Annotated in this window: 23 protein-coding genes; 3 read left to right on the top strand and 20 right to left on the bottom strand. The window is 72.9% G+C overall.

The annotated features are described in order from the left end of the window. The first annotated feature begins 5 nt into the window (after positions 1–5). Positions 6–872 carry a GNAT family N-acetyltransferase gene (locus tag ABZ404_RS33810; protein ID WP_358836694.1) on the top strand — a complete coding sequence of 289 codons (867 nt, stop codon included), beginning with the start codon at positions 6–8 and terminating at the stop codon, positions 870–872. A gap of 342 nt (positions 873–1214) precedes the next feature. On the opposite strand, the gene era is transcribed toward ABZ404_RS33810, so the two are convergent. From era to ABZ404_RS33780, 6 genes are all read right to left on the bottom strand, one after another. Then, positions 1215–2156 carry a GTPase Era gene (gene era / locus ABZ404_RS33805; protein ID WP_358836693.1) on the bottom strand — a complete coding sequence of 314 codons (942 nt, stop codon included), beginning with the start codon at positions 2154–2156 and terminating at the stop codon, positions 1215–1217. A gap of 53 nt (positions 2157–2209) precedes the next feature. Beyond that, positions 2210–3169, bottom strand: coding sequence for a DUF916 domain-containing protein (locus ABZ404_RS33800; RefSeq protein ID WP_358836692.1), 960 nt, complete (start codon positions 3167–3169; stop codon positions 2210–2212). A 58-nt stretch (positions 3170–3227) separates the two neighbouring features. Beyond that, positions 3228–4550, bottom strand: coding sequence for a beta-xylosidase (locus tag ABZ404_RS33795; RefSeq protein ID WP_358836691.1), 1323 nt, complete (start codon positions 4548–4550; stop codon positions 3228–3230). 261 nt (positions 4551–4811) lie between these two features. Beyond that, positions 4812–5288 carry a hypothetical protein gene (locus ABZ404_RS33790; protein WP_358834457.1) on the bottom strand — a complete coding sequence of 159 codons (477 nt, stop codon included), beginning with the start codon at positions 5286–5288 and terminating at the stop codon, positions 4812–4814. An 845-nt stretch (positions 5289–6133) separates the two neighbouring features. Beyond that, the gene (locus ABZ404_RS33785; RefSeq protein WP_358834458.1) at positions 6134–6484 is read right to left on the bottom strand and encodes a cytidine deaminase; all 351 of its coding nucleotides are present in this window, start codon (positions 6482–6484) and stop codon (positions 6134–6136) included. 83 nt (positions 6485–6567) lie between these two features. Further along, a complete protein-coding gene (locus tag ABZ404_RS33780) occupies positions 6568–7389 on the bottom strand; it encodes a helix-turn-helix transcriptional regulator (protein WP_358834476.1) in 822 nt (273 codons plus the stop codon). Positions 7390–7558: 169 nt separating this feature from the next. Here ABZ404_RS33780 and ABZ404_RS33775 point away from each other — a divergent pair, with 169 nt between their 5' ends. Next, positions 7559–8974, top strand: coding sequence for an MFS transporter (locus ABZ404_RS33775; RefSeq protein ID WP_358834459.1), 1416 nt, complete (start codon positions 7559–7561; stop codon positions 8972–8974). Between the two features lie 21 nt (positions 8975–8995). Here the strand turns inward: ABZ404_RS33775 and ABZ404_RS33770 are convergent, their stop codons facing one another. The 6 genes from ABZ404_RS33770 to ABZ404_RS33745 form a co-directional block, all read right to left on the bottom strand. Then, positions 8996–9349: an MmcQ/YjbR family DNA-binding protein gene (locus ABZ404_RS33770; RefSeq protein ID WP_358834460.1), complete on the bottom strand. Its 354-nt coding sequence runs from the start codon at positions 9347–9349 to the stop codon at positions 8996–8998. After that, on the bottom strand, positions 9346–10638 hold the full coding sequence (locus ABZ404_RS33765) for a hemolysin family protein (RefSeq protein ID WP_358834461.1): 1293 nt from the start codon (positions 10636–10638) through the stop codon (positions 9346–9348). Before ABZ404_RS33765 ends, ABZ404_RS33770 begins: the two co-directional genes overlap by 4 nt. Then, the gene (gene ybeY, locus ABZ404_RS33760; RefSeq protein WP_358834462.1) at positions 10635–11132 is read right to left on the bottom strand and encodes an rRNA maturation RNase YbeY; all 498 of its coding nucleotides are present in this window, start codon (positions 11130–11132) and stop codon (positions 10635–10637) included. The genes ABZ404_RS33765 and ybeY overlap by 4 nt, the downstream gene beginning before the upstream one ends. A 12-nt stretch (positions 11133–11144) precedes the next feature. Beyond that, positions 11145–12161 (bottom strand): PhoH family protein, encoded by a 1017-nt coding sequence (locus ABZ404_RS33755; RefSeq protein WP_358834463.1) that lies wholly within the window; start codon positions 12159–12161, stop codon positions 11145–11147. 206 nt (positions 12162–12367) lie between these two features. Beyond that, a complete protein-coding gene (locus ABZ404_RS33750; protein ID WP_358834464.1) occupies positions 12368–13495 on the bottom strand; it encodes a PfkB family carbohydrate kinase in 1128 nt (375 codons plus the stop codon). Positions 13496–13593: 98 nt separating this feature from the next. Further along, on the bottom strand, positions 13594–14907 hold the full coding sequence (locus ABZ404_RS33745) for a glucarate dehydratase family protein (protein ID WP_358834465.1): 1314 nt from the start codon (positions 14905–14907) through the stop codon (positions 13594–13596). A 260-nt stretch (positions 14908–15167) separates the two neighbouring features. On the opposite strand from ABZ404_RS33745, the gene ABZ404_RS33740 reads away from it, so the two are divergent. Next, complete coding sequence (locus tag ABZ404_RS33740; RefSeq protein WP_358834466.1) at positions 15168–16379, top strand: MFS transporter; 1212 nt, start codon at positions 15168–15170, stop codon at positions 16377–16379. A 321-nt stretch (positions 16380–16700) separates the two neighbouring features. On the opposite strand, the gene ABZ404_RS33735 is transcribed toward ABZ404_RS33740, so the two are convergent. From ABZ404_RS33735 to hrcA, 8 genes are all read right to left on the bottom strand, one after another. Next, a complete protein-coding gene (locus tag ABZ404_RS33735) occupies positions 16701–17702 on the bottom strand; it encodes an adenosine deaminase (RefSeq protein WP_358834467.1) in 1002 nt (333 codons plus the stop codon). A 49-nt stretch (positions 17703–17751) separates the two neighbouring features. Next, entirely contained in the window at positions 17752–18663 is a 912-nt protein-coding gene (locus ABZ404_RS33730; protein WP_358834468.1) for a ribonuclease Z, read from the bottom strand. A gap of 23 nt (positions 18664–18686) precedes the next feature. Continuing rightward, positions 18687–19046 carry a histidine triad nucleotide-binding protein gene (locus ABZ404_RS33725; RefSeq protein WP_358834477.1) on the bottom strand — a complete coding sequence of 120 codons (360 nt, stop codon included), beginning with the start codon at positions 19044–19046 and terminating at the stop codon, positions 18687–18689. A gap of 121 nt (positions 19047–19167) precedes the next feature. After that, positions 19168–19698 carry a hypothetical protein gene (locus ABZ404_RS33720; RefSeq protein WP_358834469.1) on the bottom strand — a complete coding sequence of 177 codons (531 nt, stop codon included), beginning with the start codon at positions 19696–19698 and terminating at the stop codon, positions 19168–19170. Positions 19699–19836: 138 nt separating this feature from the next. Further along, positions 19837–20589: a 16S rRNA (uracil(1498)-N(3))-methyltransferase gene (locus ABZ404_RS33715; RefSeq protein ID WP_358834470.1), complete on the bottom strand. Its 753-nt coding sequence runs from the start codon at positions 20587–20589 to the stop codon at positions 19837–19839. Between the two features lie 10 nt (positions 20590–20599). Next, a complete protein-coding gene (locus tag ABZ404_RS33710; RefSeq protein ID WP_358834471.1) occupies positions 20600–21676 on the bottom strand; it encodes a nitronate monooxygenase in 1077 nt (358 codons plus the stop codon). Between the two features lie 276 nt (positions 21677–21952). Beyond that, positions 21953–23089 carry a molecular chaperone DnaJ gene (gene dnaJ, locus ABZ404_RS33705; RefSeq protein WP_358834472.1) on the bottom strand — a complete coding sequence of 379 codons (1137 nt, stop codon included), beginning with the start codon at positions 23087–23089 and terminating at the stop codon, positions 21953–21955. Next, positions 23090–24106, bottom strand: a complete 1017-nt coding sequence (gene hrcA, locus ABZ404_RS33700; RefSeq protein WP_358834473.1) for a heat-inducible transcriptional repressor HrcA — start codon at positions 24104–24106, stop codon at positions 23090–23092. It abuts the gene before it with no gap. Positions 24107–24136 lie beyond the last annotated feature (30 nt).

Below are 24136 nucleotides of genomic sequence, written 5' to 3'. Positions count from 1 at the left end.
CGCGCATGAAGACCAGCACACCGGACGGGCCGGACTCCCCCTCCCCGGGCTCCTCCCGGTCCCCGGGGCTCCCGGCCCCCTTCGGCCTCCACCTCCTGGAGGGCTACTACGACGCGGTGCCGCGTACGTCGGCCCGTGCGGAGGACTTCGGTCCGCTGACCCTGTTCGTACGGGACGGGGTGGGCTGGCCGTTCTACGCCCGGCCCACGCCCGGCCACACCGGGCCGGTGTCGGCGGCGGACGTCGACCGGGTACGGGCGCGCCAGCGGGGGCTCGGGATACCCGAGGCCTTCGAGTGGGTGCACGAGGTGGCGCCCGGGCTGCGGGCGGCCGTGGAGGCGTCGGGCCTCACGGTCCACGCCCATCCGCTGATGGTGCTCTCCCCCGACGCGCCGGACGCGCCCGCCCATCCCCTGGTACGGATGGTCGGCGCGGAGGACCCGCTGCTGCACGCGGCCCTGGTGGTGCCGCACCTGGCGTTCGCGGCGCCCGGTACGGCGGTGGGGGCGGCCGGGCCGGCCGAGCTGACGGCCGAGATCGCGGCGCGGGCGGGGGACGGGCGCGCGGCGCAGGTCGCGGAGCGGATCCGGGCCGGTCTCACGGCGGTGGCGGCGGCCTTCGAGAACGGCCTCCCGCTCTGCTCGGGCATGCACCAGCCGCTGGGCCCGGTGACGGAGATCGTCGGCGTCGGAACGCTACCGGCCGCACGCCGCCGTGGCCTGGGCGAGGCGGTCACGGCACGACTGGTGCGGGATGCGCGGGCGGGGGGCGCGTCGACGGTGTTCCTGTCGGCGGGGGACGAGGATGTGGCGCGGATGTACGGGAGGTTGGGGTTCGTACGAGTGGGGACGGCACTGATCGCGGAGGGCTGAGGCCCCCTCCACCCCACCCCGGACTGGGAGCCCGCCCCGGGCGGGCCTGCGGCCCTTCCCCCCACTACGGCGCCTCTTTCACCCGCGCGCCGGTGGGAGCTGATCGCGCAGTTCCCCGCGCCCCTGAAGCGCCCCCCGTACGTCACGGCGCGGCCGGAGGTGCCTGTTTTTTGGGGCGCGGGGAACTGCGCGCCCAGCCACGGGCGGTCCGCAGACGAAGGAAAAGAAGGGGTGCGGGGGCCGCAGGCCCCGCTCGGGGGTCGGGGGCGTAGCCCCTGGGGAGGAGCGTTCGTCCGCCCAGCCCCCGCCCCCGGAGGGTTTGGGGAAGGGGCGGGGAGGGGGTCAGAACCCCAGTTTGCGCAGCTGCTTCGGGTCCCGCTGCCAATCCTTCGCCACCTTCACATGAAGGTCCAGGAACACCGGCGTCCCCAACAGCGCCTCGATGTGCTTGCGCGACTTCATCCCGACCTCCTTGAGCCGCTTCCCCTTGGGCCCGATGATGATCCCCTTCTGGCTCGGCCGCTCGATGTACACGTTCGCGTGGATGTCGAGCAGCGGCCGGTCGGCGGGCCGGTCCTCGCGCGGCAGCATCTCCTCCACCACCACCGCGATGGAGTGCGGAAGCTCGTCCCGTACCCCCTCCAGCGCCGCCTCGCGGATCAGCTCGGCCACCATGACCTGCTCGGGCTCGTCCGTGAGGTCGCCCTCGGGGTAGAGCGCGGGGCCCTCGGGCAGGAGCGGGACCAGGAGGTCCGCCACCAGCTGGACCTGCTGGTCGCCGACGGCCGAGACCGGCACGATCTGCGCCCACTCGAAGCCCAGCTCCTCCCCGAGCCGCTGCACGGCGAGCAGCTGCTCGGCGAGCGCCTTGGAGTCGACGAGGTCGGTCTTCGTGACGATCGCGATCTTCGGGGTCTTCTTGATCCCGGCGAGCTCCTTGGCGATGAACTTGTCGCCCGGCCCCAGCTTCTGGTCCGCCGGCAGGCAGAAGCCGATCACGTCGACCTCGGCCCAGGTCGTGCGGACCACGTCGTTCAGCCGCTCGCCCAGGAGCGTGCGCGGCTTGTGCAGGCCCGGAGTGTCGACCAGGATCAGCTGTCCGTCGGGGCGGTGCACGATGCCGCGCACGGTGTGCCGCGTCGTCTGCGGACGGCTGGAGGTGATCGCCACCTTCTGTCCGACCAGAGCGTTCGTGAGGGTGGACTTGCCGGCGTTGGGACGGCCGACGAAGCAGGCGAAGCCGGCCCGGTGGGGGGCGTTGTTCTCAACAGTACGAGCGCTCATGCCGCCCATTCTCCCCGATCGGCACGCCCCCGCTGCACGCGCGCCCCCACGGCTCAGCCGCGCCGCCCCCGCGCCCGCCGCAACCTCCACCCCAGGACGCCCGCCGCCACGGCCGCGACCAGCGCCGCGAGGGCCGGCCAGGGCAGTGCGAGGAAGGACGCGCCGCCCGATCCCGTGACGCCCTTGGCGCTCGCCGTGAGCCGTACGTCACCCCGGTCCAGCTGCGGCGACCCGGCCCACGGCTCGCTGAGGCGGACCTTCTGGCCGGGCAGCAGCTCGGCCGGGACCTTGGTGAGCGCGCGGCTGAGCAGCGTACGTCCGAACAGGCCCGTCGCCCTCAGCTCCACCTTCGGGTCGAGGGTGACGTTGCCCCGGTTGTGCAGGGTGTACGCGATCGTGGTGCGGCTCGTGCCGGTGCCGGGCACCAGCGGCCGGTGCTGGGCAAGCGTGACGTCCTCGACGGCGAGCGCGGGCACGGTGGGCCCGGTGACGCGCAGATAGACGCGCGCCCCGACGGCCTGGCGCACCCCCATGGCCAGCTCCCCGCGCCCGGCCGCGACCTTCTCGTCCAGGGCGACCAGTGCCCCGGGGTGGTCGCCGGGCTCGGCGTCGGCGGGGACGGTGAGCGTGAAGGGCACGGTGACCGAGGCGTGCGCCGGGACGGTGACGGCCGGCCGGCCGGTCCTGGTCCAGGCGCCGACGCCGTGCTGCGGCTCGCGCTGGGTGCGCACCGCGAACCCGCCGTCGCGTTCGGTGTTGTACGCGTCGGCCCCGTACAGCCGGAAGGTCATCGGCGCGGCCGTCTTGTTGGTGACGGTGACCTGGTCGGCGAGGGTGGTGCCGGGGCTCGCGGAGAGGTAGAAGTACGGGCGCCGGTCCGCGCCGGAGGAGACCGGGAAGACGGCCCAGTCGCCGTTGTCGGCGGCGCGCGCGGGCGTGCCCGGGGCCGCCAGGGCGGCGACGGCGGCGGCGATGAGGGCGGCGATCAGGAGCGGGACGGACGGTCTGCGCACGGTGCGCTCCCCCGGGGACGGGTGGGCCGGCCGGGTGCGCGCCCGGCCCACGGGTGGATCAGGCCAGCGTGAGGGTCAGCACGCCGGAGTACGCGCCGGGCGCGGTGAACGCGGGTACGTTCAGCGAGACCCGGGCGTCGACGGTGAACTCACCGCCGGTGAGCGCCGCGTTGGGCGTGGTCGCGAGGGTCGCGCCCGCGCTGCCCACGGTGCCGGGCGAGCCCGCCGCGCAGGTCGACGGGGAACCGGCCTTGGTGGCGCAGACCGGGGTCCAGCCGAGCTTCGAGGCATCGATCTTCGCTCCGGCGGGGCCGGTGAAGTCGGTGACCTTGCCGGTCAGGGACCAGCCCGCGGGGCCGCCGCGGAAGTCCTGGACCGTCACCGTCCGGAGCGAGCCGCGGGAGAAGCCGCCCTTGCCGAAGTCGACGGCGTCCAGGGTGACGGCGTCGCCGGCCTGGGTCATGGAGAGCGTGCCCGCCTTGACCGCGGAGGTGAGCTTCTGGCTGTTCGGCGGCGTCGGGGTGTCGTCGACGACGGTGTACGCCGCCGGTCCCGCCCCCTTGTCGTCGCTCCAGCTCGCTCCCTCGTAGGCGACGATGCCGCTGGTCGCCTTGTCGTTGACCGTGAGGGTGGTGGAGAACGCGCCCTGGGCGTCCGCCGTCACGGTCGTCCTGTCGGCGGTCTCCGCCGCCCCGGCCCGGCCCGCGACCGTCACGGCCGCGCCCGCGGTGAACTTCGACCCGGTGACGGTGACGCCCGCGCCGGGCTTGCCGGAGGCCGTACCGAGCTGGACGGCCCGCTGGTTGGTCTGGCCGCCGCCGGTCGCGGTCACCGTCTCGGAGACGGGCGCGGGCGGGTTGGTGACCGTGCAGGGGGTGTCCAGCTCCATGATGTAGCTGGTGTGGATGTTGTAGTCGCCGGGCGACAGGGTGATCGCGCCGGGTGCGGTGACGGTGAACGTCCCGGTCATGGAGAACGGCGGGAACGCGCCCTTCCCCGGTACCGGGTCGTTCTTCTTGGGCCCGGCGACCGTGACGTCGCCGCTCTGGGCGCCGCCCAGGGTGACCTTTCCGGTGGGGGTCATGATGTCGGCGGGCAGCGCCAGGTCCACCGGGTTGCCGGCGGCGGGCTTGGTGACCGTGTACGTGACGGTGACCGTGTCACCGACCTTGGGCGCGGCCTTGTCCACGGTGATCTGGGCGGACGTGGTGCCGTCGATCGCCGGGATACCGGCGATGGGCGGTGGTACGCAGTGTGTGGCGAAGTCGACGGGCGTCGCGGCCAGGGCCTGCGCCGGGGCGACGAGCGCCCCGGTCCCGGCCATGAGCGCCGCGGCTCCCAGTACGGCGGCCCAGCGGCGCCGTCTTCGTGCTGAAGGCATGACTGCCCCCCTCTGCGGTCGTGGCGCAGCAGCGGCTCGGCTGCGCCGGCAGGGAGCCATTGACCTGGGGGCGCGAAAAGAAGTCAATGGAATCGAAATCCCTTGACTGATGGGCCATCAGATACTGTCAAGATCCGCGTTCCCGCAGGTCAGCCAAGGGATCACGGGCGCTCGCCGCCCTTGCGTGAACAGGGAGGACCGGCGCCGCGGGACCGCGGCGCCGGTCCGGTGGGACGTGGGGGGCTCGACGTGTGCCCGGGGTCAGCTGAAGACGAACGGCCCGGGCGCCTGGGCGGCGGTGGAGTTGCAGGTCACCGGGATCCCGAAGACCACCATCTTGACCGTGCCGGGGTGGGCGTTGGCGGAGAGGCCGGGCGAGACGGTCCCGCTGAGCGGGCCGACCGTGACCCCGCTGCCGGCCGCCATGGCGGGGTTGCGCTTCCCGCTGAAGACCAGCGTGCCGCCCCCGGCCTTGGCCATGGTCAGCGTCGTGGTGATGGTGTCCTTGCCCACGGCGAGCGGGGTGGTGATCTCGGCGGAGGTGAGGGTGACGGTGGCGGCCGTGCCGTTCTGGGTGGCCGTCAGCGTCGCCTCACCGCCGCCGTAGAAACCGCAGTCGTAGACCTCGGTGGCCGACCCCGGGGAGACGGCCGCGGCCGTCGGGGCCAGCACCAGCGCACCGGTGGACAGGGCGCCGGCGGTGAGCGCCGTGAGCACCAGTGACCTCTTGCGTAACATCGGTTCCCCTTCCCGTACTTCCCGTACCGGGAGAGATGGCGGAGTGCCGCATGGAAGCGCATGTGCACAGCGCATGCGCGTGAAACCGTCCGCGGGCGGGGTGCGCACGCCACGCGGGAGGAGGGCGGCCGACGCGGCCCGGGGGCCGCGGCTCGCGCCCCCTGCCCGGCTGCCGTATCTGACGGTCCGTCGGATGGACTGCTGTTCATTGATGCGCGGGGGGTGCGGGGGCGCAAGGGGGGTCGGGGGTTTCTCCGGCATCGACCGAAAACCACCGCTCCCCCACACAACATCCAGCCACCACCGCGAAGCCACTCTTACGCCCGGAGTTCGTGTGCGGCCCGGCGGGGGCGCCTTGACGCCCGGGGTTCGCCTGCGGCCCGGCGGGGGCGCCTTGACGCCCGGGGTTCGCCTGCTGCCCAGTGGGGGCTGATCGCGCAGTTCCCCGCGCCCCTAGGGGGTTGCCGGCTGAGCAGAGCTTTTGGGAAACGGCCGTCTCCCCAAGGGGCGCGGGGAACTGCGCGAGCAACCCACCACGACCCGCAGACGACCACCGGGCCTGAAGGGGCGCGGGGAACTGCGCGACCAGCACACCACCACCCGCAGACAAAAGGGACCCGGCCCAGCCGCACCCCCAGGAGCCGACGGCCCACCTAAGGGGCGCGGGGAACGGCGCAAGCAACCCACCACGACCCGCAGACAACCACCGGGCCCTGAAGGGGCGCGGGGAACTGCGCGAGCAACCCACCACCACCCGCAGACGAACCCCGGGCACAACAGGGGCGCGGGGAACTGCGCGAGCAACCCACCACCAGCCCGCAGACGAACCCCGGGCAAAACGCGGGTCAGCCCTCGACCCGGGCGCGCAGCTCCCCGTCCGGCCCCGCCACCAGCACCGGCGTCCCCGCCCCCCCGAGGTCGCGGACCGCGGCCCGGTCCTCCTCGGAGGCCGTCCCCGCCTCGGTCACCACCGCCGCCGCCTCCAGCGACTTCGCCCCGCTCGCCACGGCCATCGCGACCGCCGTGCGCAGCGCCGAGAGCTTGAGCGAGTCCAGCTCCACGGTCCCGGCGACGTAGGTACGCCCGGTCTCGTCCCGTACGGCCGCGCCCTCGGCCACCCCGTTGCGGGCCCGGGCGCTGCGCGCCAGCGTGATGATCTTGCGGTCCTCGGGATCGAGTTCGGTACTCAGAGTCATAGCCAGAGCATAAGGAGTGGGCCCGGCCGGGCCCACAACGCAACCCCCACCCCGCACGGCCCCGCAGGCCCCCGCAGGGCCGCTCAGCCCGCCACCGGATACATCGACCCCCGCCGCCCCTCCGGCGAGGCCAGCCACTCCAGCTTCGCGGCCGTGTCGGTCCCCGGCAGCGGGTTGTGCAGCACGATCGCCAGGTCCGGCCGGGCGGGCACCCGCAGTTGGGTGGACTCCACGAACAGCGTCCCCACCACCGGGTGCTGGAACTCCTTCTTGATCTGGCCGCCGGGCAGGATGTCCCGCTGCCCCCACAGCCGCGCGAACTCCTCCGACAGCCGCGACGCCTCCTCGACGACCTCCTGGAAGCCCTCGTCGCCCGGCCGCTCCGAGCAGGCCGCCCGGTACTGGGCGACCACCAGCGCGGCGATCTCCTCCCAGCCCTTGGCGCGGGAGCGGTAGACCGGGTCGGTGAAGAAGGCGACGAGGCAGTTCTGCACGATCTCCGGGCGCATCCCGAGCACCATGGCGGCGGCGTCGTTGTACATCACCGTGTTCCAGTACGCGTCCATGATGTGCGCGGGGAACGGCATCCAGGCGTCGATCAGCCGCTGGAGGCCCTGGCACATGTCGGCGTCGGCCGGATCCACCTCGGGCGCGGGCGGGTTGAGCCCGGCCAGCACGTACAGATGCCGCCGCTCGGCGCTGGTCAGCTTCAGGACGCGGCCCACGGAGTCCAGGACCTGCGGGGAGACCGTGATGTCCCTGCCCTGCTCCAGCCACTGGTACCAGGAGACCCCCACCCCCGCCAGCACCGCGACCTCCTCGCGGCGCAGGCCCGGGGTGCGGCGGCGGGCACCGCCGTCGGGCAGCCCGGCGGCGGCCGGGCTGATCCGGGCCCGCCGGTTCATCAGGAACTCGCGCAGTTCGGTGCGCCGCAGCGACTTGCCGATCGGCGTGGCCACGTCCGTACTCCCCCTCGTCGGCTGCTGGTCGGCACCCCGGCCGCTGCCTGGTGGTGCCGCCAACAGGATAAGTTCCCACTCTCCACGGCGGTTGGCGCGCGGCCAGGCTGTGGCCATGGCAATCGACACCCCCACCGCGCCGGCCACGCCGGCCACCGCAGCGGACCCCCAAGACGCCCGGCTCTCCGGCCGCGCGAAGCTGGTCCTGTTCGTGCTCTGCGCCGCCCAGTTCATGGTGGCGCTCGACTTCTCCGTACTGAACGTGGCGCTGCCCGTCCTCGGCGAGGACCTGGGTCTGAGCCGGTCCGCGCTCCAGTGGGCGGTCACCGCGTTCGCGCTGCCCTCCGGCGGCTTCCTGCTCCTGTTCGGCCGGATCGCCGACCTGTACGGCCGCAAGAAGCTGTTCCTCACCGGACTCGCCCTCTTCGGCGCCGCCTCGCTGCTCGCCACCCTCGCCTGGGACCCGGCGTCGTTCCTGGCCGGGCGGGCACTCCAGGGGCTGGGCGCGGCGGTGATCGTGCCGACCGGGATGTCGCTGCTGACCACGACCTTCCCCGAGGGCCCGCAGCGCGACCGGGCCCTGGGCATCAGCGGCACCCTGCTCTCGCTCGGCTTCACCGTGGGCATGGTGCTCGGCGGGGTCATGACGGACACGCTGGGCTGGCGCTCGACGATGGGCCTGCTCACGGTGGCCGCGCTGGTCGTCCTCGCCCTGGCGCCCGGTCTGCTGCCCGAATCCCGCACCCCCGACCGGCCCCGTCTCGACGTGCCCGGCGCGGTCACCGTCACCGGCGGTCTGCTCGCCCTGATCTACTCCCTGTCGACGGCGGCCCAGCGCGGCTTCGGCGGCGCGGACGTCCGGGGCACCCTGATCGCCGGTCTGGCGCTGCTCGCCGCGTTCGTGGTCGTCGAGTCGCGGGCGCAGGCCCCGCTGGTCTCCCTGCCGATGCTGAGGCGCCGCACGGTGGCGTGGGGCAACCTGGGCGGGCTGGTCACCTTCTCGATGATGTCGACCGTCGTCTTCGTCCTGACCCTCTACCTCCAGGAGGTCCTGGGCCTGTCGTCCTTCAGGACCGGTCTGGTCTTCGGCGTCCAGGGCGTCCTGTCGGCGGTCGCCGGCGGCTTCGCCGCCCGGATCATCGGCCGCTTCGGCGCCCGCCGCACCCTGGTCCTCTCGCTGCTCGGCCAGGGCTTGTTCATCGCCCTGCTGCTGGCGGCGGGCCGCGAGTCGGGCGCGCTGCTCGCCACCGTCGGGGTCTCCCTGGCCAGCATGTGCCACCTGGGCGCGATCATCTCGTACGGAGTGACCGTCACCAGTGGGGTCCCCGACGAGGAGCAGGGCCTGGCGACGGGGCTGGTCACCACGACCCAGCAGGTCGGCATCACCATCGGCATCCCGCTGCTGGGCGTCCTGGCCACGACCGGGGACGACCTGTTCTCGGGGGTGCGGACGGTGCTGCTGGTGGACGCGGTGATCGTGGTCGCGGCGGCGGCCCTGGTGGCGGTGGGCCTTGGCCGCCGCCGGGCCTAGGGCGCAACACGCCCTGGCCGTTCACGGCCGGTCGAGCCGCAGCCGTTCGGCCTTCGGCAGTCCCGCGACCACCAGGTCGTACGAGTCCTCGATCAGCTCCCGGACCATCCGGTCCGGGAGCTGATCGATGTCCACCGTGTTCCAGTGGCGCTTGTTCATGTGCCAGCCCGGCACGATCGCCGGGTACTCCGCGCGCAGCCGCACCGCCTCGTCCGGGTCGCACTTGAGGTTGGCGGTGAGCGGGGTGCCGCCCAGATTGCTCAGGGCGAACATCTTGCCGAGGACCTTGAAGACGGAGGTCCCCGAGCCGAAGGGGAACTCCTCGGTCGCGGCGTTGAACGCCAGGCAGAATTCCCTGAGCTCCTGAGGGGTCACGCCTCTTCCTCCTCCTTGACGGCCACCGGCTCCACCAGCACGGTCACGATCTTGTTCCGGCGGCCCGCGGGTGACTCGGCCGTCAGCCGCAGCGCCCGCCCGTCCGGCAGGTCGACGGTGGCCGTGGCACCCGCGATGGGCACCCGGCCGAGCGCCTTGGCGAGCAGTCCGCCGACCGTCTCCACGTCCTCGTCGTCGAACGCGTCGAGCCCGAACAGCTCGCCCAGGTCGCCGATGTCGAGCCGCGCGGTGACCCGGAAGCAGCCGTCCGCCAGCTCCTCGACCGGCGGCAGCTCCCGGTCGTACTCGTCGGTGATCTCCCCGACGATCTCCTCCAGGATGTCCTCGATGGTGACGATCCCGGCCGTGCCGCCGTACTCGTCGATGACGACGGCGACGTGGCTGCGGTCCTGCTGCATCTCGCGCAGCAGGTCGCCCGCGTTCTTGGTGTCGGGGACGAAGGCGGCCGGGCGCATCGCGGTGGAGACCAGGTCGGCCTCCGAGTCCCGGTTGATGTGCGTCTTGCGGACCAGGTCCTTCAGATACACGATGCCGACGATGTCGTCCTCGTTCTCCCCGGTCACCGGGATGCGGGAGAAGCCCGAGCGCAGCGCGAGCGTGAGCGCCTGGCGGATGGTCTTGTAGCGCTCGATGCAGACGAGGTCGGTGCGCGGCACCATCACCTCGCGCACCAACGTGTCGCCGAGCTCGAAGACCGAGTGCACCATCCGGCGCTCGTCGTCCTCGATGAGCGACTCCTGCTCGGCGAGGTCGACCATGGCCCGCAGCTCGGCCTCGGAGGCGAACGGGCCCTTGCGGAAGCCCTTTCCGGGTGTGAGCGCGTTGCCGAGGAGGATGAGGAGCTGCGGCACCGGGCCCATGATCCTGGCGAGCGGCAGCAGGACGTACGCGGCGGCCGTCGCCGTGTTGAGCGGGTGCTGGCGGCCGATCGTGCGCGGCGAGACGCCGACGGCGACGTAGGAGACGAGCACCATCACCGCGATGGCGACGACCAGCGCCGTCCAGGTCTCTGCGAAGTCCTCCAGGCAGACATAGGTGACCAGCACCCCGGCCGCCATCTCGCAGGCGACCCGGACGAGCAGGGCCACGTTGAGGTAGCGGGTGGGGTCGGCGGCCACCTGGGCGAGCTTCGCCGCGCCGCGCCGCCCCGACCGTACGGCCTCGTCCGCGCGGAACGAGGACGTACGGGCGATGCCGGCCTCCGCGCAGGCGGCCAGCCAGGCCACCACGACCAGCGCGACGGCGCCGAAGAGCAGCTGCCCGGTCATGAGACGGTCGGCGCCGGGGAGGGACCGGTGTGGCCCTTCTCCGCCCGCCAGCCGTCCACGATGGCCGCCTGGAGGCCGAACATCTCGGCCTTCTCGTCCGGCTCCTCGTGGTCGTACCCGAGCAGGTGGAGCACGCCGTGGACGGTCAGGAGCTGGAGCTCCTCGTCCATCGAGTGCCGGGTCGGCGCGTCCTCGCCCTGCTGCCTGGCGACCTCGGGGCAGAGCACGATGTCACCGAGGAGCCCCTGCGGGGGCTCCTCGTCGTCCTTCATCGGCGGACGCAGCTCGTCCATCGGGAAGGACATGACATCGGTCGGTCCCGGCAGGTCCATCCACTGGATGTGCAGCTGCTCCATCGCCTCGGCGTCCACGACGATCACCGAGAGCTCGGAGAGCGGGTGGATCCGCATCCGCGTGAGCGCGTAGCGGGCGATGTCGAGGATCGCCTGCTCGTCGACCTCGGTTCCGGACTCGTTGTTGACGTCGATCGACATGGTGCGCTCTGACTACTTCCCGTTGCGGTCCTGCTGGCTGTCGTACTTCTCGTACGCGTCGACGATACGGCCGACGAGCTTGTGCCGGACGACGTCCTGGGACGACAGCCGGGAGAAGTGGACGTCCTCGACCCCCTCCAGGATCTCCTGGACCTGGCGCAGACCGCTCTTCGTGCCGTTCGGCAGGTCGACCTGGGTGATGTCACCCGTGATGACGATCTTCGAGTCGAAGCCGAGACGGGTGAGGAACATCTTCATCTGCTCGGCGCTGGTGTTCTGCGCCTCGTCCAGGATGATGAACGCGTCGTTCAGTGTACGGCCGCGCATGTACGCCAGGGGGGCGACCTCGATCGTGCCGGCCGCCATCAGCCGGGGGATGGAGTCGGGGTCGAGCATGTCGTGCAGCGCGTCGTAGAGCGGGCGCAGATACGGGTCGATCTTCTCGTAGAGCGTGCCCGGCAGGAAGCCGAGGCGCTCGCCCGCCTCGACGGCGGGGCGGGTCAGGATGATCCGGGTGACCTGCTTGGACTGCAGGGCCTGGACCGCCTTGGCCATGGCGAGATAGGTCTTTCCGGTACCGGCGGGGCCGATGCCGAAGACGATCGTGTGCTTGTCGATCGCGTCGACGTACCGCTTCTGGTTGAGGGTCTTGGGGCGGATCGTGCGACCACGGCTGGAGAAAATGTTCTGGGTCAGGACATCGGCCGGGGTCTCGTGGCCGTCCTCCGCTCTGCCGTTCTCGCTCGCCCTGAGCATGGCGATCGAGCGTTCCACTGCGTCCTCCGTCATCGGCTGACCGGTGCGGAGCACCAGCATCATCTGGTCGAACAGGCGTTGGATGAGCGCGACTTCCGCCGGGGCCCCCGTGGCACTGATCTCATTGCCCCGGACATGGATGTCGGCCGCCGGGAAGGCCTTCTCGATCACGCGCAGCAGCGAGTCCCGGGATCCGAGCAGCATCACCATCGGGTGCTTGGCAGGGACCTCGATCTGGGCACTCGCCTGCGGCTGTGTGGGTGTCTGAGTCATGGGCCGGCTCTGTGGCCTGCGCATACCTCCTGTTGCAGGGTTCTCGCTGCTCGACAACCTCTGGACTACCAAGCGTACGACCTGGCACTGACAGCGCCGAGGGGTTTTCGCACCGGGAAGCGCCGTGACTCCCGCCGCCGCCTCCCCGCCCGCGGACCGCGCGCGACCGGCCCGCCACGACCCGCCACGACCCGCGGACGAACCGCTCAAGCCGGGCGGCGGAAGCCGATCGTCGGTACGGCCCGGCGCAGCGGCCACGGGCGGGCCGCCCCCGGCAGCAGTCCCTCCAGGAACTCGTACCGGCGCAGGGCCGCGGGGTCCTGCCCCGACCGGATGCGCACGGCCTGCCACCACGCCGCGATCTCCGCCCACCCCGGCGCCGAGAGCGAGCCCCCGAACTCCTGGACGGACAGGGCGGCCGTCAGGCCCGCGAAGGCGAGCCGGTCCGCGAGCGGCCACCCGGCGAGCGTCCCGGTGACGAACCCGGCCACGAAGACGTCGCCCGCCCCCGTCGGGTCGAGCGCCTCCACCGCGATCGCGGGGACCTCGGCGGTCTCCCCGGTCGAGCCGTCCACCGCGTACGCGCCCTCCGCGCCCAGGGTGACCACCGCGACCGGCACCTTCTCGGCCAGGACGCGGGCCGCCGCGCGCGGGCAGTCGGTGCGGGTGTAGCGCATCGCCTCGCCCGCGTTGGGCAGGAACGCCTCGCAGTGCTCAAGGCCGGTCAGCCCCGCCAGGTCCCAGTGCCCGGTGTCGTCCCAGCCGACGTCGGCGAAGATCCGCGAGCCGTGCCGGGCGGCGTCGGCGATCCACTCCTCGGTGCGGCCGGGCACCAGGGAGGCGATCGCGGCACGCGCGCGTGGCGGCGCGGCCGGGGCGGACTCCTCCCAGGGCGCCTCGTGGCCGTGCGAGACCATGGTCCGCTCGCCCTCGTACGCCATGGAGACGGTGACCGGGGAGTGCCAGCCGGGCACGGTCCGCGACAGCGACAGGTCGATGCCCTCGCCCTGCTCCAGGGCGTCCCAGCAGTACTCGCCGTAGTGGTCGTCGCCGAAGGCCGCCGCCAGCGAGGTGTGCAGGCCGAGGCGGGCGAGCGCGATGGCCATGTTGGCGACGCCGCCGGGGCTGGAGCCCATGCCGCGCGCCCACGACTCGGTGCCGCGCACCGGGGCGGAGTCGAGGCCGGTGAAGATGATGTCGAGGAAGACCGTGCCGGTCAGGAAGACGTCGCACTCCGGGTCCCGCGGCCGGCGCACCTTGCCCAGCGGGTCGACGCCCGCGGTGTGCCCCCACCGGTCTGCGCGGTCCTGCTGCTCTCTGCTGGATGTGGTCACGGCGGACTCCCCGTTCGCGTACGGATGGGGCCAGTGTGCCCGATCCGTACGCGCCGGGAGCCGTCGCCGGGGGGCTGGGGCGCGGCGGGTGACCGCGTCTACCAGCGCGGCAGCTCCGGCGCGCGCCACCGCTCGTGCCCGGGGGCCCGGCGCATGGCGGCCGCGTCGTCGCGGTCGCGGAAGGTGCCGTCGTCGGCCAGCCAGCGGCGGTGGAGCCGGTCGAGGGCGTCCCGGTCGAGGGTGACGCCGAGCCCGGGAGTGTCGGAGACGGTCAGGCGCCCGTCCCGGAAGACGTGGCGGTCCACGACGACGTCCTCGCTCTGCCAGGGGTAGTGGCTGTCGCACGCGTAGTCGAGGTTGGGCACGGTCGCGGCGACGTGGGTCATGGCGGCGAGGCTGATGCCCAGGTGCGTGTTGGAGTGCATGGACAGGCCCACGCCGAAGGTGCGGCAGATCGCGGCCAGTTCCCGGGTGTTGCGCAGCCCGCCCCAGTAGTGGTGGTCGCTGAGGACGACCTGCACGGCGTCGGTCAGGAACGCCTCGCGGATCTCGGGGAACGTGGTCACGCACATGTTGGTGGCGAGCGGCACGGAGGTGCCCGCGGCGACCTCCGCCATCGCGCGCGTGCCGGACGCCGGGTCCTCCAGGTACTCCAGTACGTCCGCGAGTTCGGCGGCGACGCGGAGCGAAGTGGCCGTGCTCCAGCCGCCGTTCGGATCGAGCCGCAGCGGGCGCCCCGGGAAGGCCTCGGCGAGCGCCCGGATCGCGGCGCTCTCCTGCTCGGGCGGGAAGACACCGCCCTTCAGCTTGAAGGAGCCGAACCCGTACGCGCGCACGAAGCGCCGGGCCTGCGCCACGATCCCCTCGGGGTCGAGCGCCGCGCCCCAGTCGTCCTTCTCGCCCGCCCCGCCCGGGTGTTCGGCCCACCGGTAGAAGAGGTACGCGCTGTACTCCACGCTGTCGCGGACCTTGCCGCCGAGGAGGCTGTGCACGGGCACGCCGAGCGTCCTGCCGAGCGCGTCGAGGCAGGCGACCTCGAAGGCGGAGACGACGGAGAGCCTCAGCTTGTCGGCGCTCTGCACACCGCGCAGCCCGCCGACGTCCACGGAGTGGTCGACGCGGGCGTCGTCCACGGGCAGCTCGTTCATCAGCGTGAACAGCCCATTGAGATCCGCGAGCGCGTGCCGGGCGGCGACCAGGGCGTCGGCGTACGGCCGGGCCAGCTCCAGGTACTGGGTGTCGCCGTAGGTCTCCCCGACACCGGTGACCCCGTTGTCGGTGACGACTTCGACGACGAGGCGGGGGGTGTACGGCTGGTGGACGCCCTGGACGTTGAGGAGCGGGGGGTCGGCTATGAGGACGGGGGTGAGCCGGACATCGACGAGACGGATCGACTGCGACGGTACATCCATGAGAATGAAGACTAGATATGTGAACAGTGAGGGTCAAGGAAAAGGCCACCGAACGGCACACGTGGGCAGCGGGCCTACCCACCCCCTCACCGCCGGAAACAGACAAGTGACCTAGATCACCAAGGGCCGGCTTTCACGGGCTCGGGCGGCTTGATACAAATTGGGCCGCGTTCCCGTACGTGACAACACCGGGCGCATCCCCCCTCATTGCCTGCCTCCCCCACCTTCTGCCCGTTCGGGCACCGCTCCTGGGAACGCCCATGTCCGCACGCCCTCGTGCCGCCTGGCCGCTGGTCGCCGTCTTCACGGCCGGCTATCTGGCCGCGTATCTGCTCCCCACCGTCGTCGGCCGCCTCTCCTCGGGCCTCGGGCTGCCGCCCACCCGGGCCGGACTCGTCGGCTCCGTCCTGCTGTTGAGCTCCGCGTCGGCGGGCTTCGCGCTGGCGGCGCGCGTGGAGCGGTACGGGGAGCGACGGCTCGCCCGGCTGGGCCTGCTCCTCGCACTGGCGGGTTACGGCGCCGCCGCGTCGACCTCGCTGCTGCCGTTGGTGGTGGCGGGGGCGGTGGTCGGCGGCTTCGGGTCCGGTACGGCGACGGCGGTGGCGGCGTCCGGGATGGCCGCGCGGCCGGACCCGCACCGGCTGACCACGCTGGGACTGCTGTCGGTCTCGGCGACGGCCGGGGCGCTGTATCTGACGCTCCCGCGCCTCGGGGGCGGCCACGGCCTGCCGTTCGCGGCGATCGCGGGGGTGGCGGGGCTGGTGTGGCCCGCGACGAGCCGTCTGCCGGGCCCGGCCGCCGCCGGGCGCCCCATGGGCGCCGCGCCCTCCTCGCTCCTGCCGCACCGGCGGACCGGGGCGGTACTGGCGGCGGCGATGCTGTGCTGGTCCCTGGCGCAGAACGCGCTGTGGGGCGTGAGCGGACGCATCGGCCTGACCCAGGCGGGGCTGACCGAGGTGACGGTGGGCGCGGTGTTCGCGGTCGCGCTGCTCGCGGGCCTGCTCGGGGTGACCGGCGCGGGGGCGCTGGGCGCACGGCTGGGGCGGGCGGTGCCGATCGGGGGCGGGACGGTGGTGATCGCGGGGTGCGTGCTGGTGAGCGCGTCGGCGCGGGGCCTGGTGTCGTTCGCGTCCGGCGAGATCCTGTGGAACGTCTTCTACCCGGTGGTGCTCTCGTACCTGATCGCCCTGGCGGCATCCCTGGACCCGCGCGGCCGCTGGGCGGTCCTGGCGGGCTCGGCGTCGTCGCTCGGGGTGGCGTGCGGACCGCTGACGGGGAGTGTGCTGTCGGCGTGGGTGGGGTTCGGGGGGATGGGGGTGGTGCTGGGGGCGCTCCTGCTCGTGGTGGCCGCCCCCCTGACACTCCTGGCCCGCCCCGGCCCGCGCCCGTCCCCGGCGGACCGGCCTGCGGCGCAGCCGGTGGGGCAACTGGTGGGGCAGCCGGTGGGAGGGGAGTTCGGACTGTCGGTGTGAGTGCGCCTGCGGGCGAGCGGGGTGGGGAGGCTGACCGCGCAGTTCCCCGCGCCCCTTATCCGCCCGGAATTCGTCTGCCGCTGGGTGGGGGCTGGTCGCGCAGTTCCCCGCGCCCCTGGGTAGTCCGGTTCACCCGGCACCCGGAGGCCCCGGGGCAGGGGCGCAGCCCCGTCCCTTAAGGGGCGCGGGGAACTGCGCGACCAGCCCCCACCGGGCCCGCGGATCACCAGGACCGTAGGGGCGCGGGGAACTGCGCGACAAAGCGGTCACCCACCCGCACATCACCCCGGCCGCAGGCCGCCCCCCCAGCCCCCGGAGGGTTTAGGGAAGGGGCGGGGTGGGGAACTCGTACGCCTCGACCTCCGCCAGATACCTCTCCCGCTCCCCCTCCCCCAAAAACGCCGCCAGGAACGAATTCCGCGCCAGCCCCCGCAGATCCCCCTCCGACAGCCCCAACGCCGCCCCCACCGCGTCGAAGTTGTCCCCGGCGTACCCCCCGAAGTACGCCGGATCATCGGAGTTCACCGTGCACACCAGCCCCGCGTCCATCATCCGCCGCAACGGATGCTCGGTGAGCGAGGACACCGCCCGCAGCCGTACGTTCGAGAGCGGGCACAGCGTCAGCGGGATCCGGTCGCGGACCAGGCGGGCCACCAGCTCCGGGTCCTCCAGGGCCCGCAGCCCGTGGTCCACCCGCTCCACGCCGAGGACGTCGAGCGCCTCGGTGATGTAGGACGGCGGCCCCTCCTCCCCCGCGTGCGCCACCTTCCGCAGCCCCAGCGCGTCCGCCATCGCGTACACCTCGCGGAACTTCGCCGGCGGATGCCCGACCTCCGCCGAGTCGAGGCCGACGCCCGTGATCCGGTGCAGATGCGGCCGCGCCGCCTCCAGCGTCTCCAGGGCCGACTCCGCCGACCGGTCGCGCAGGAAGCAGAGGATCAGCCGGGTCGTGACGCCGTGGCGGGCCTCGCCGCGGTCCAGGGCCCGGCCGAGCCCCTCGATCACGGTCCCGATCGGCACCCCCCGCGACGTGTGTGCCTGCGGGTCGAAGAAGATCTCCGCGTGCCGCACCCCCTGCGCCGCCGCCCGCGCCAGATACGCCTCCGCCAGCGCCTCGAAGTCGTCCTCCGTACGCAGCACCGCCATCAGCGCGTAGTACAGGTCGAGGAAGGACTGGAGGTCGTCGAAGAGGTACGCCTTGCGCAGCTCCTCGGTGTCGGCGTACGGCAGCCGCACACCGTTGCGCGCGGCCAGTTCGAAGGCGAGCTCGGGTTCGAGGGTGCCTTCGATGTGGAGGTGGAGTTCGGCCTTGGGGAGGGGCATGGAGGTACTTCCTGGAAAAGGTGGCCGGACGGCCAGATCGTGAACGTGGTTACGGCGTACGTTTCGGCAGCGGCACCCGTGTCAGGTCCGCCGCGATCGTCAGCTCCCCCGCGAACCCGGCCCCCCGCGCCTGGCGCGCGAAGTCCGCCGGGTCCGCGTACCGCTGCGAGAAGTGCGTGAGGACGAGGTGGCGCACCCCGGCGTCCCGGGCCGCCCCGGCCGCCTGACCTGCCGTCAGATGCCCGTGGTCCTCGGCGAGCCGCACGTCCTCGTCCAGGAACGTCGACTCGATGACCAGCATGTCGCAGCCCTCGGCCAGCGCGGGCACCGACGCGCAGAGCCGGGTGTCCATGACGAAAGCGAACCGCTGGCCGCGCCGCACCTCGCTGACGTCGGCGAGCGCCACCCCGCGCAGTACGCCCTCGCGCCGCAGGCGCCCCACGTCCGGCCCGGTGATGCCGTGCTCGGCCAGGAGCGCGGGCAGCATCCGGCGCCGGTCCGGCTCGGTGAGCCGGTAGCCGTAGGACTCGACCGGGTGCGAGAGCCGGCGCGCTTCGAGCGTGTACGCCTCGGTCTCCGCCAGCACCGCGCCCTCGCCCTCGACCGGGACCTGCGTCAGCTCGACCGTCTCGCGGTAGGCCGTCGCGTACCGCAGCCGGTCGAAGAAGTGCCGGCCGCTCGCCGGGTAGTGCGCGGTGACCGGGTGCGGCACCCGGTCGAGGTTGATCCGCTGGATCACCCCGGCGAGCCCCAGCGAGTGGTCGCCGTGGAAGTGCGTGACGCAGATCCGGTCGATGTCGTGCGCGGCCACGCCGGCCCGCAGCATCTGCCGCTGGGTGCCCTCGCCGGGGTCGAAGAGGATGCCCCGGCCGTCCCAGCGCAGCAGATAGCCGTTGTGGTTGCGGTGCCGGGTCGGGACCTGGCTGGCGGTGCCGAGCACCACCAGTTCACGTACGGACAAGAGGGGTTACCGGTCCCGTCCCGCTATCCGGGCGGCCACTGGAGGCCGCGGCCGCCCAGCACATGGGCGTGCGCGTGGAAGACGGTCTGGCCCGCGCCGCTGCCGGTGTTGAAGACGATCCGGTACCCGCTGCCGTCGATCTTCTCGGCGGCGGCGATCTCCCCGGCCTCGCGCAGCAGGTCGGCGGCGACCGCCGGCTCGGCGGCGGCGAGGGAGGCCGCGTCGGGGTGGTGGGCGCGGGGGATGACCAGGACGTGCGTGGGCGCCTGGGGGTTGATGTCGCGGAACGCCACGACGGTCTCGGTCTCCCGGACGACGGTCGCCGGGACGTCCCCCGAGACGATCTTGCAGAACAGGCAGTCCGCCTGCGGCTCTCCGGCCACGGTCCTGAGCTCCTCGGTCACGGTGGGAACAGGGGGATACGGATGGGAACGATCGATCAGTCAGCAGCATGCTACTGACGTCTGCCCACCGGACCCCACGCGCCCCGGCCCCGCCCGGCCCTCACTTGCCCTGGAACGTCTCCGTCACGGTCACCGTGACCGTCACCGTCGGCCGGCCGCCCGGCTTGCCCGGGGGCCTGGGGGTGCTCCGGCTCGGCGGCGGCGCGTTGCAGTCGCCCAGGACGCTCGCGTGGAAGACCGTGCGGTCCGCGACCTTCGCCGTCAGATCGCCCCGCACGCAGCGGTCCTCGCGCTCCTCCGTCACCTTGCCGGTGACGCTGATCTTCTTGTTGTCGTCGGTGCGGCCCCGGCAGCCGACCGTGGCGACCGTCCGGGTCGAGGCGGCCGACGGCGTACGGGTCGACGAGCCACCGTCGACCTTCGCGGTGCAGGTCAGATACCGCACCTTGAAGCCGTCGTGCTCCAGCTTGCTCGTCGCGACCTTGTCGGTGGTCACCGAGACGGTGACCGAGCTCATGCCGCCGACCGGGTCGCAGGCCGCGGCGCCGGCCGCCGCCCCGGCGACCAGGCCGAGCGCGGCGAACGCGCGCCGGTGGCGCAGCGGCCACGTGACGTATCTCCTTGCCCCCATACGCGCCAGCGTCCCACCCCGGCGCCGGGCGCGGTAGACGGCTTTACGACGTCGGCCGGACGCACGGGCGGACGCCACGCGGACGCCGACGGGAGGTCAGGCGGACGCCGGCGGGAGGTCAGCCATGCGCCGGCGGCGTCACGACCAGCGGCCGGTGCGCCCCATCAGCAGCGCCGCCGCCGCCGTGCCCGCCGTGGAGGTGCGCAGCACGCTCGGGCCGAGCACGTACGGCCGGGCGCCGGCCTGCGCGAAGGCCGCCAACTCCTCGGGCGACACGCCCCCTTCGGGGCCCACCACCAGGACGATCTCCCCGCGCGCGGGCAGCTCGGCCGTGGCCAGCGGCTCGCTCGGGACGTCGCTGCCCTCGTGCAGCACGGCGGCGAAATCAGCCGTGGCCAAAAACGCGACAACCTGCTTGGTCGTCAGCGCGTCCCGCACCTCCGGGAACCGCACCCGGCGCGACTGCTTGCCCGCCTCACGGGCCGTGGCGCGCCACTTGGCGAGGGACTTGGCGCCCCGGTCGCCCTTCCACTGCGTGATGCAGCGCGAGGCCTGCCAGGGCACCACGGCGTCGACGCCCACCTCGGTCATCGTCTCGACCGCGACCTCGCCCCGGTCGCCCTTGGGCAGTGCCTGGACGACGGTGATGCGCGGCTGCGGCTGCGGCTCGTCCCTCAGCGAGTCCAGCTGGACGACGAGCCGGTCCTTGCCCTCGGTGGCCAGGACCACGCAGTCCGCCCAGGTGCCGCGGCCGTCGGTGAGGACGACGTCCTCACCGGGTTCGAGCCGCTTCACGGAGACGGCGTGCCGTCCCTCGGGGCCGTCCAGGACGTACCGGCCACCCGGCCCGGACGCGGGGAAACGCTCGACGACGAAGACCGGGGCGGTCATGACGTGCTCCTCATGTGGTGCGGTTTCTCGTTGCGGCGGCCAGCGCGGCGAGCGCCGCGTCCACTTCGGCCGCCAGGACCTCCACCAGCTGCCCGGCGGGCAGCGCCCGCGCCAGCCGGTGCCCCTGGCCCGCCCACAGCGCCATGCCCTGGGCGTCGCCCGCCGCCGCGGCGGCCCGCCGCAGCCCGGCGGTGATCTGGTGCACCTGGGGGTAGGCGGCCGGGGCGTACGGTCCGTGCTCGCGCATGAAGCGGTTGACCAGGCCGCGGGCCGGGCGTCCGGAGAACGCCCGCGTCAGCTCCGTACGGACGAAGAGGGGGTCGGTCAGGGCCTGCTTGTGCAGGGCGTGCGCGCCGGACTCGGGGCAGGCCAGGAACGCCGTGCCGAGCTGCGCCGCGTCCGCGCCCGCCGCGAGCACCGCCGCGATCTGGGCGCCGCGCATCAGCCCACCGGCCGCGACGATCGGCAGCGTCACGCTCTCACGGACCTGGGTGATCAGCGTCAGCAGCCCGAGCCCGGAGCCGTCGGCCTGCGGGTCGTCGCGGTGCGTGGACTGGTGGCCGCCGGCCTCCGTCCCCTGGACGCAGACGGCGTCGGCCCCGGCGACCTGCGCGGCCAGCGCCTCGTCGGGGGTGGTCACGGTGACGACGGTGTACGTGCCGAGGGCGGCGAACGCGGCGAGCACCTCGCGCTCGGGGCAGCCGAAGGTGAACGAGACGGCCGCGACCGGGTCCTCGCGCAGGATCGCCAGCTTGGCCTCGTAGCCGTCGTCGCCGCCGGAGTCGGCCTCGCCCAGCGGCGTCTCGTACCAGGTGGCCTCGCCCGCGAGCTGGTTGCGGTACACCTCGATGACGGCCGGGTCGGTGTGCGGCGGCTGCGGCATGAACAGGTTGACCCCGAAGGGGCGTCCGGTGAGCCCCCGCAGCTGCTTGATCTCCTGGTACATGCCGTCGGCCGTCTTGTACCCGGCGGCCAGGAACCCGAGTCCGCCGGCCTCGCAGACCGCGGCGGCCAGACCGGGGGCGGAGACGCCACCGGCCATGGGAGCCTGCACGATCGGATACCGGCAGAGATCGGTCAAAGCCATGCCCGCATCGTGCCACGGCCCCGCCCAGCCACCGAATCCCCCCGACCCCCCGGCCCTTTCACCCCCGGGCTGGCCGCACGGTTCCCCAAGGGGTCACCGGCTGAGCGACATTCCGGGAGACGGCGGTCCCCCCAAAGGGGCGCGGGGAACTGCGCGAGCAACCCGCCACCGGCCCGCAGACAAAGACCGGGCCGAACAGGGGCGCGGGGAACCGCGCGACCAGCCCCCACGCACCCGCAGCCGAACCGCGAGCCGAGGCCCCCGAGAGGGAACCCCTCACCGCCCGTTGAACGCGTCCTTCAGCCGGGAGAACAACCCCTGCTGCCCGGGCTGGAACTGCCCCGTCGGGCGTTCCTCGCCACGGAGCTTCGCCAGCTGGCGCAGCAGATCCTCCTGCTGCGGATCCAGCTTGGTCGGCGTGGTGACCTCGACGTGGACGATCAGGTCGCCCCGGCCACCGCCCCGCAAGTGCGTCACACCGCGCGCGTGCAGCGGGATGGACTGGCCCGACTGGGTGCCCGGGCGGATGTCCACCTCCTCCATGCCGTCCAGCGTCTGCAACGGCACCTTGGTGCCGAGCGACGCCGCCGTCATGGGGATCGTCACCGTGCAGTGCAGATCGTCGCCACGGCGCTGGAAGACGTCGTGGTTCAGCTCGTGGATCTCCACGTACAGATCACCGGCGGGGCCGCCGCCGGGGCCGACCTCGCCCTCGCCCGCGAGCTGGATCCGGGTGCCGTTGTCGACACCGGCCGGGATCTTGACCGTGAGCGTGCGGCGCGAGCGGATGCGGCCGTCGCCCGCGCACTCCGGGCACGGCGTGGGCACGACAGTCCCGAAGCCCTGGCACTGGGGGCAGGGGCGGGAGGTCATGACCTGGCCGAGGAAGGAGCGGGTGACCTGGGAGACCTCGCCGCGGCCGCGGCACATGTCACACGTCTGCGCCGAAGTGCCGGGGGCGGCGCCCTCGCCGGAGCAGGTCGTACAGACGACCGCCGTGTCGACCTGGATGTCCTTGGTCGTACCGAAGGCCGCCTCGTTGAGGTCGATCTCCAGCCGGATCATGGCGTCCTGGCCGCGACGGGTGCGCGAACGGGGCCCGCGCTGCGCCGCGTTGCCGAAGAACGCGTCCATGATGTCCGAGAAGTTCCCGAAGCCGCCCGCGCCGAAGCCGCCGGCGCCACCGCCGCCGGAGGACGACAGGGGGTCGCCCCCGAGGTCGTAGACCTGCTTCTTCTGCGGGTCCGAGAGAACCTCGTAGGCGGCGTTGATCTCCTTGAAGCGCTCCTGCGTCTTCGGGTCCGGATTCACATCCGGGTGGAGCTCACGCGCCAGGCGCCGGAACGCCTTCTTGATCTCGTCCTGCGATGCGTCGCGGCGTACGCCCAGTACGGCGTAGTAGTCCGTGGCCACTTACGACTCCGCCAGGATCTGTCCGACGTAACGTGCCACTGCGCGTACCGCTCCCATCGTTCCGGGGTAATCCATGCGGGTCGGTCCGACCACGCCGAGTTTCGCGACGGCTTCGCCGCCCGAACCGTAGCCGACCGAGACGACGGACGTGGAGTTCAGCCCTTCATGGGCGTTCTCATGCCCGATTCGTACGGTCATGCCCGATTCTTTGGCCTCGCCGAGCAGCTTGAGGAGCACGACCTGCTCCTCCAGCGCCTCCAGCACCGGCCGAATGGTCAGGGGGAAGTCGTGTCCGAAGCGGGTGAGATTGGCGGTGCCGCCGATCATCAGCCGTTCCTCGGTCTCCTCCACCAGGGTTTCGAGCAGGGTGGCGAGCACCGTCGAAACGGTTCCTCGGTCCTCCGGCTCGAAGGATTCGGGAAGATCCTGCACCAGCTGCGGGACGTCCGCGAAGCGGCGCCCCACCACCCGGCTGTTGAGCCGGGCCCGCAGATCCGCCAGCGAGGTCTCGCCGAACGGCGCCGGGCAGTCGACCAGCCGCTGCTCGACCCGCCCGGTGTCCGTGATGAGCACCAGCATCAGCCGGGCCGGGGCCAGCGACAGCAGCTCCACGTGCCGCACGGTGGACCGTGTCAGCGACGGGTACTGCACGACGGCGACCTGCCGGGTCAGCTGTGCGAGCAGCCGGACCGTGCGCGCCACCACGTCGTCGAGGTCGACGGCCCCGTCCAGGAAGTTCTGGATGGCCCGCCGCTCCGGCGACGACAGCGGCTTGACGCCCGCGAGCCGGTCGACGAACAGCCGGTAGCCCTTGTCCGTGGGGATACGGCCGGCGCTGGTGTGGGGCTGGGCGATGAAGCCCTCCTCCTCCAGTACGGCCATGTCGTTGCGCACGGTCGCCGGCGAGACGCCCAGCTTGTGCCGCTCGGTCAGGGCCTTCGAGCCGACCGGCTCCTCGGTCCCGACGTAGTCCTGGACGATCGCGCGCAGGACTTCGAGTCTGCGTTCACTGAGCACCGCGCACACCTCCAGCTGTCGTCCTGGCCG

Source organism: Streptomyces sp. NPDC005878 (assembly GCF_040629815.1).
Classification (GTDB): domain Bacteria; phylum Actinomycetota; class Actinomycetes; order Streptomycetales; family Streptomycetaceae; genus Streptomyces.
Note: the sequence above shows the minus strand (reverse complement) of the source record. Positions and strands in the feature narration are given on the sequence as shown.

Coding starts and splice junctions, on each gene's coding strand:
- era (WP_358836693.1), bottom strand. CDS start 2,156: ATGAGCGCTCGTACTGTTGAGAACAACGCCCCCCACCGGGCCGGCTTC.
- ABZ404_RS33710 (WP_358834471.1), bottom strand. CDS start 21,676: ATGGCTTTGACCGATCTCTGCCGGTATCCGATCGTGCAGGCTCCCATG.
- ABZ404_RS33715 (WP_358834470.1), bottom strand. CDS start 20,589: ATGACCGCCCCGGTCTTCGTCGTCGAGCGTTTCCCCGCGTCCGGGCCG.
- ABZ404_RS33740 (WP_358834466.1), top strand. CDS start 15,168: ATGTCCGCACGCCCTCGTGCCGCCTGGCCGCTGGTCGCCGTCTTCACG.
- ABZ404_RS33780 (WP_358834476.1), bottom strand. CDS start 7,389: ATGAACCGGCGGGCCCGGATCAGCCCGGCCGCCGCCGGGCTGCCCGAC.
- ABZ404_RS33745 (WP_358834465.1), bottom strand. CDS start 14,907: ATGGATGTACCGTCGCAGTCGATCCGTCTCGTCGATGTCCGGCTCACC.
- ABZ404_RS33790 (WP_358834457.1), bottom strand. CDS start 5,288: ATGTTACGCAAGAGGTCACTGGTGCTCACGGCGCTCACCGCCGGCGCC.
- ybeY (WP_358834462.1), bottom strand. CDS start 11,132: ATGTCGATCGACGTCAACAACGAGTCCGGAACCGAGGTCGACGAGCAG.
- ABZ404_RS33735 (WP_358834467.1), bottom strand. CDS start 17,702: ATGCCCCTCCCCAAGGCCGAACTCCACCTCCACATCGAAGGCACCCTC.
- ABZ404_RS33775 (WP_358834459.1), top strand. CDS start 7,559: ATGGCAATCGACACCCCCACCGCGCCGGCCACGCCGGCCACCGCAGCG.
- ABZ404_RS33810 (WP_358836694.1), top strand. CDS start 6: ATGAAGACCAGCACACCGGACGGGCCGGACTCCCCCTCCCCGGGCTCC.
- ABZ404_RS33720 (WP_358834469.1), bottom strand. CDS start 19,698: ATGGGGGCAAGGAGATACGTCACGTGGCCGCTGCGCCACCGGCGCGCG.
- ABZ404_RS33795 (WP_358836691.1), bottom strand. CDS start 4,550: ATGCCTTCAGCACGAAGACGGCGCCGCTGGGCCGCCGTACTGGGAGCC.
- ABZ404_RS33755 (WP_358834463.1), bottom strand. CDS start 12,161: ATGACTCAGACACCCACACAGCCGCAGGCGAGTGCCCAGATCGAGGTC.
- ABZ404_RS33785 (WP_358834458.1), bottom strand. CDS start 6,484: ATGACTCTGAGTACCGAACTCGATCCCGAGGACCGCAAGATCATCACG.
- ABZ404_RS33765 (WP_358834461.1), bottom strand. CDS start 10,638: ATGACCGGGCAGCTGCTCTTCGGCGCCGTCGCGCTGGTCGTGGTGGCC.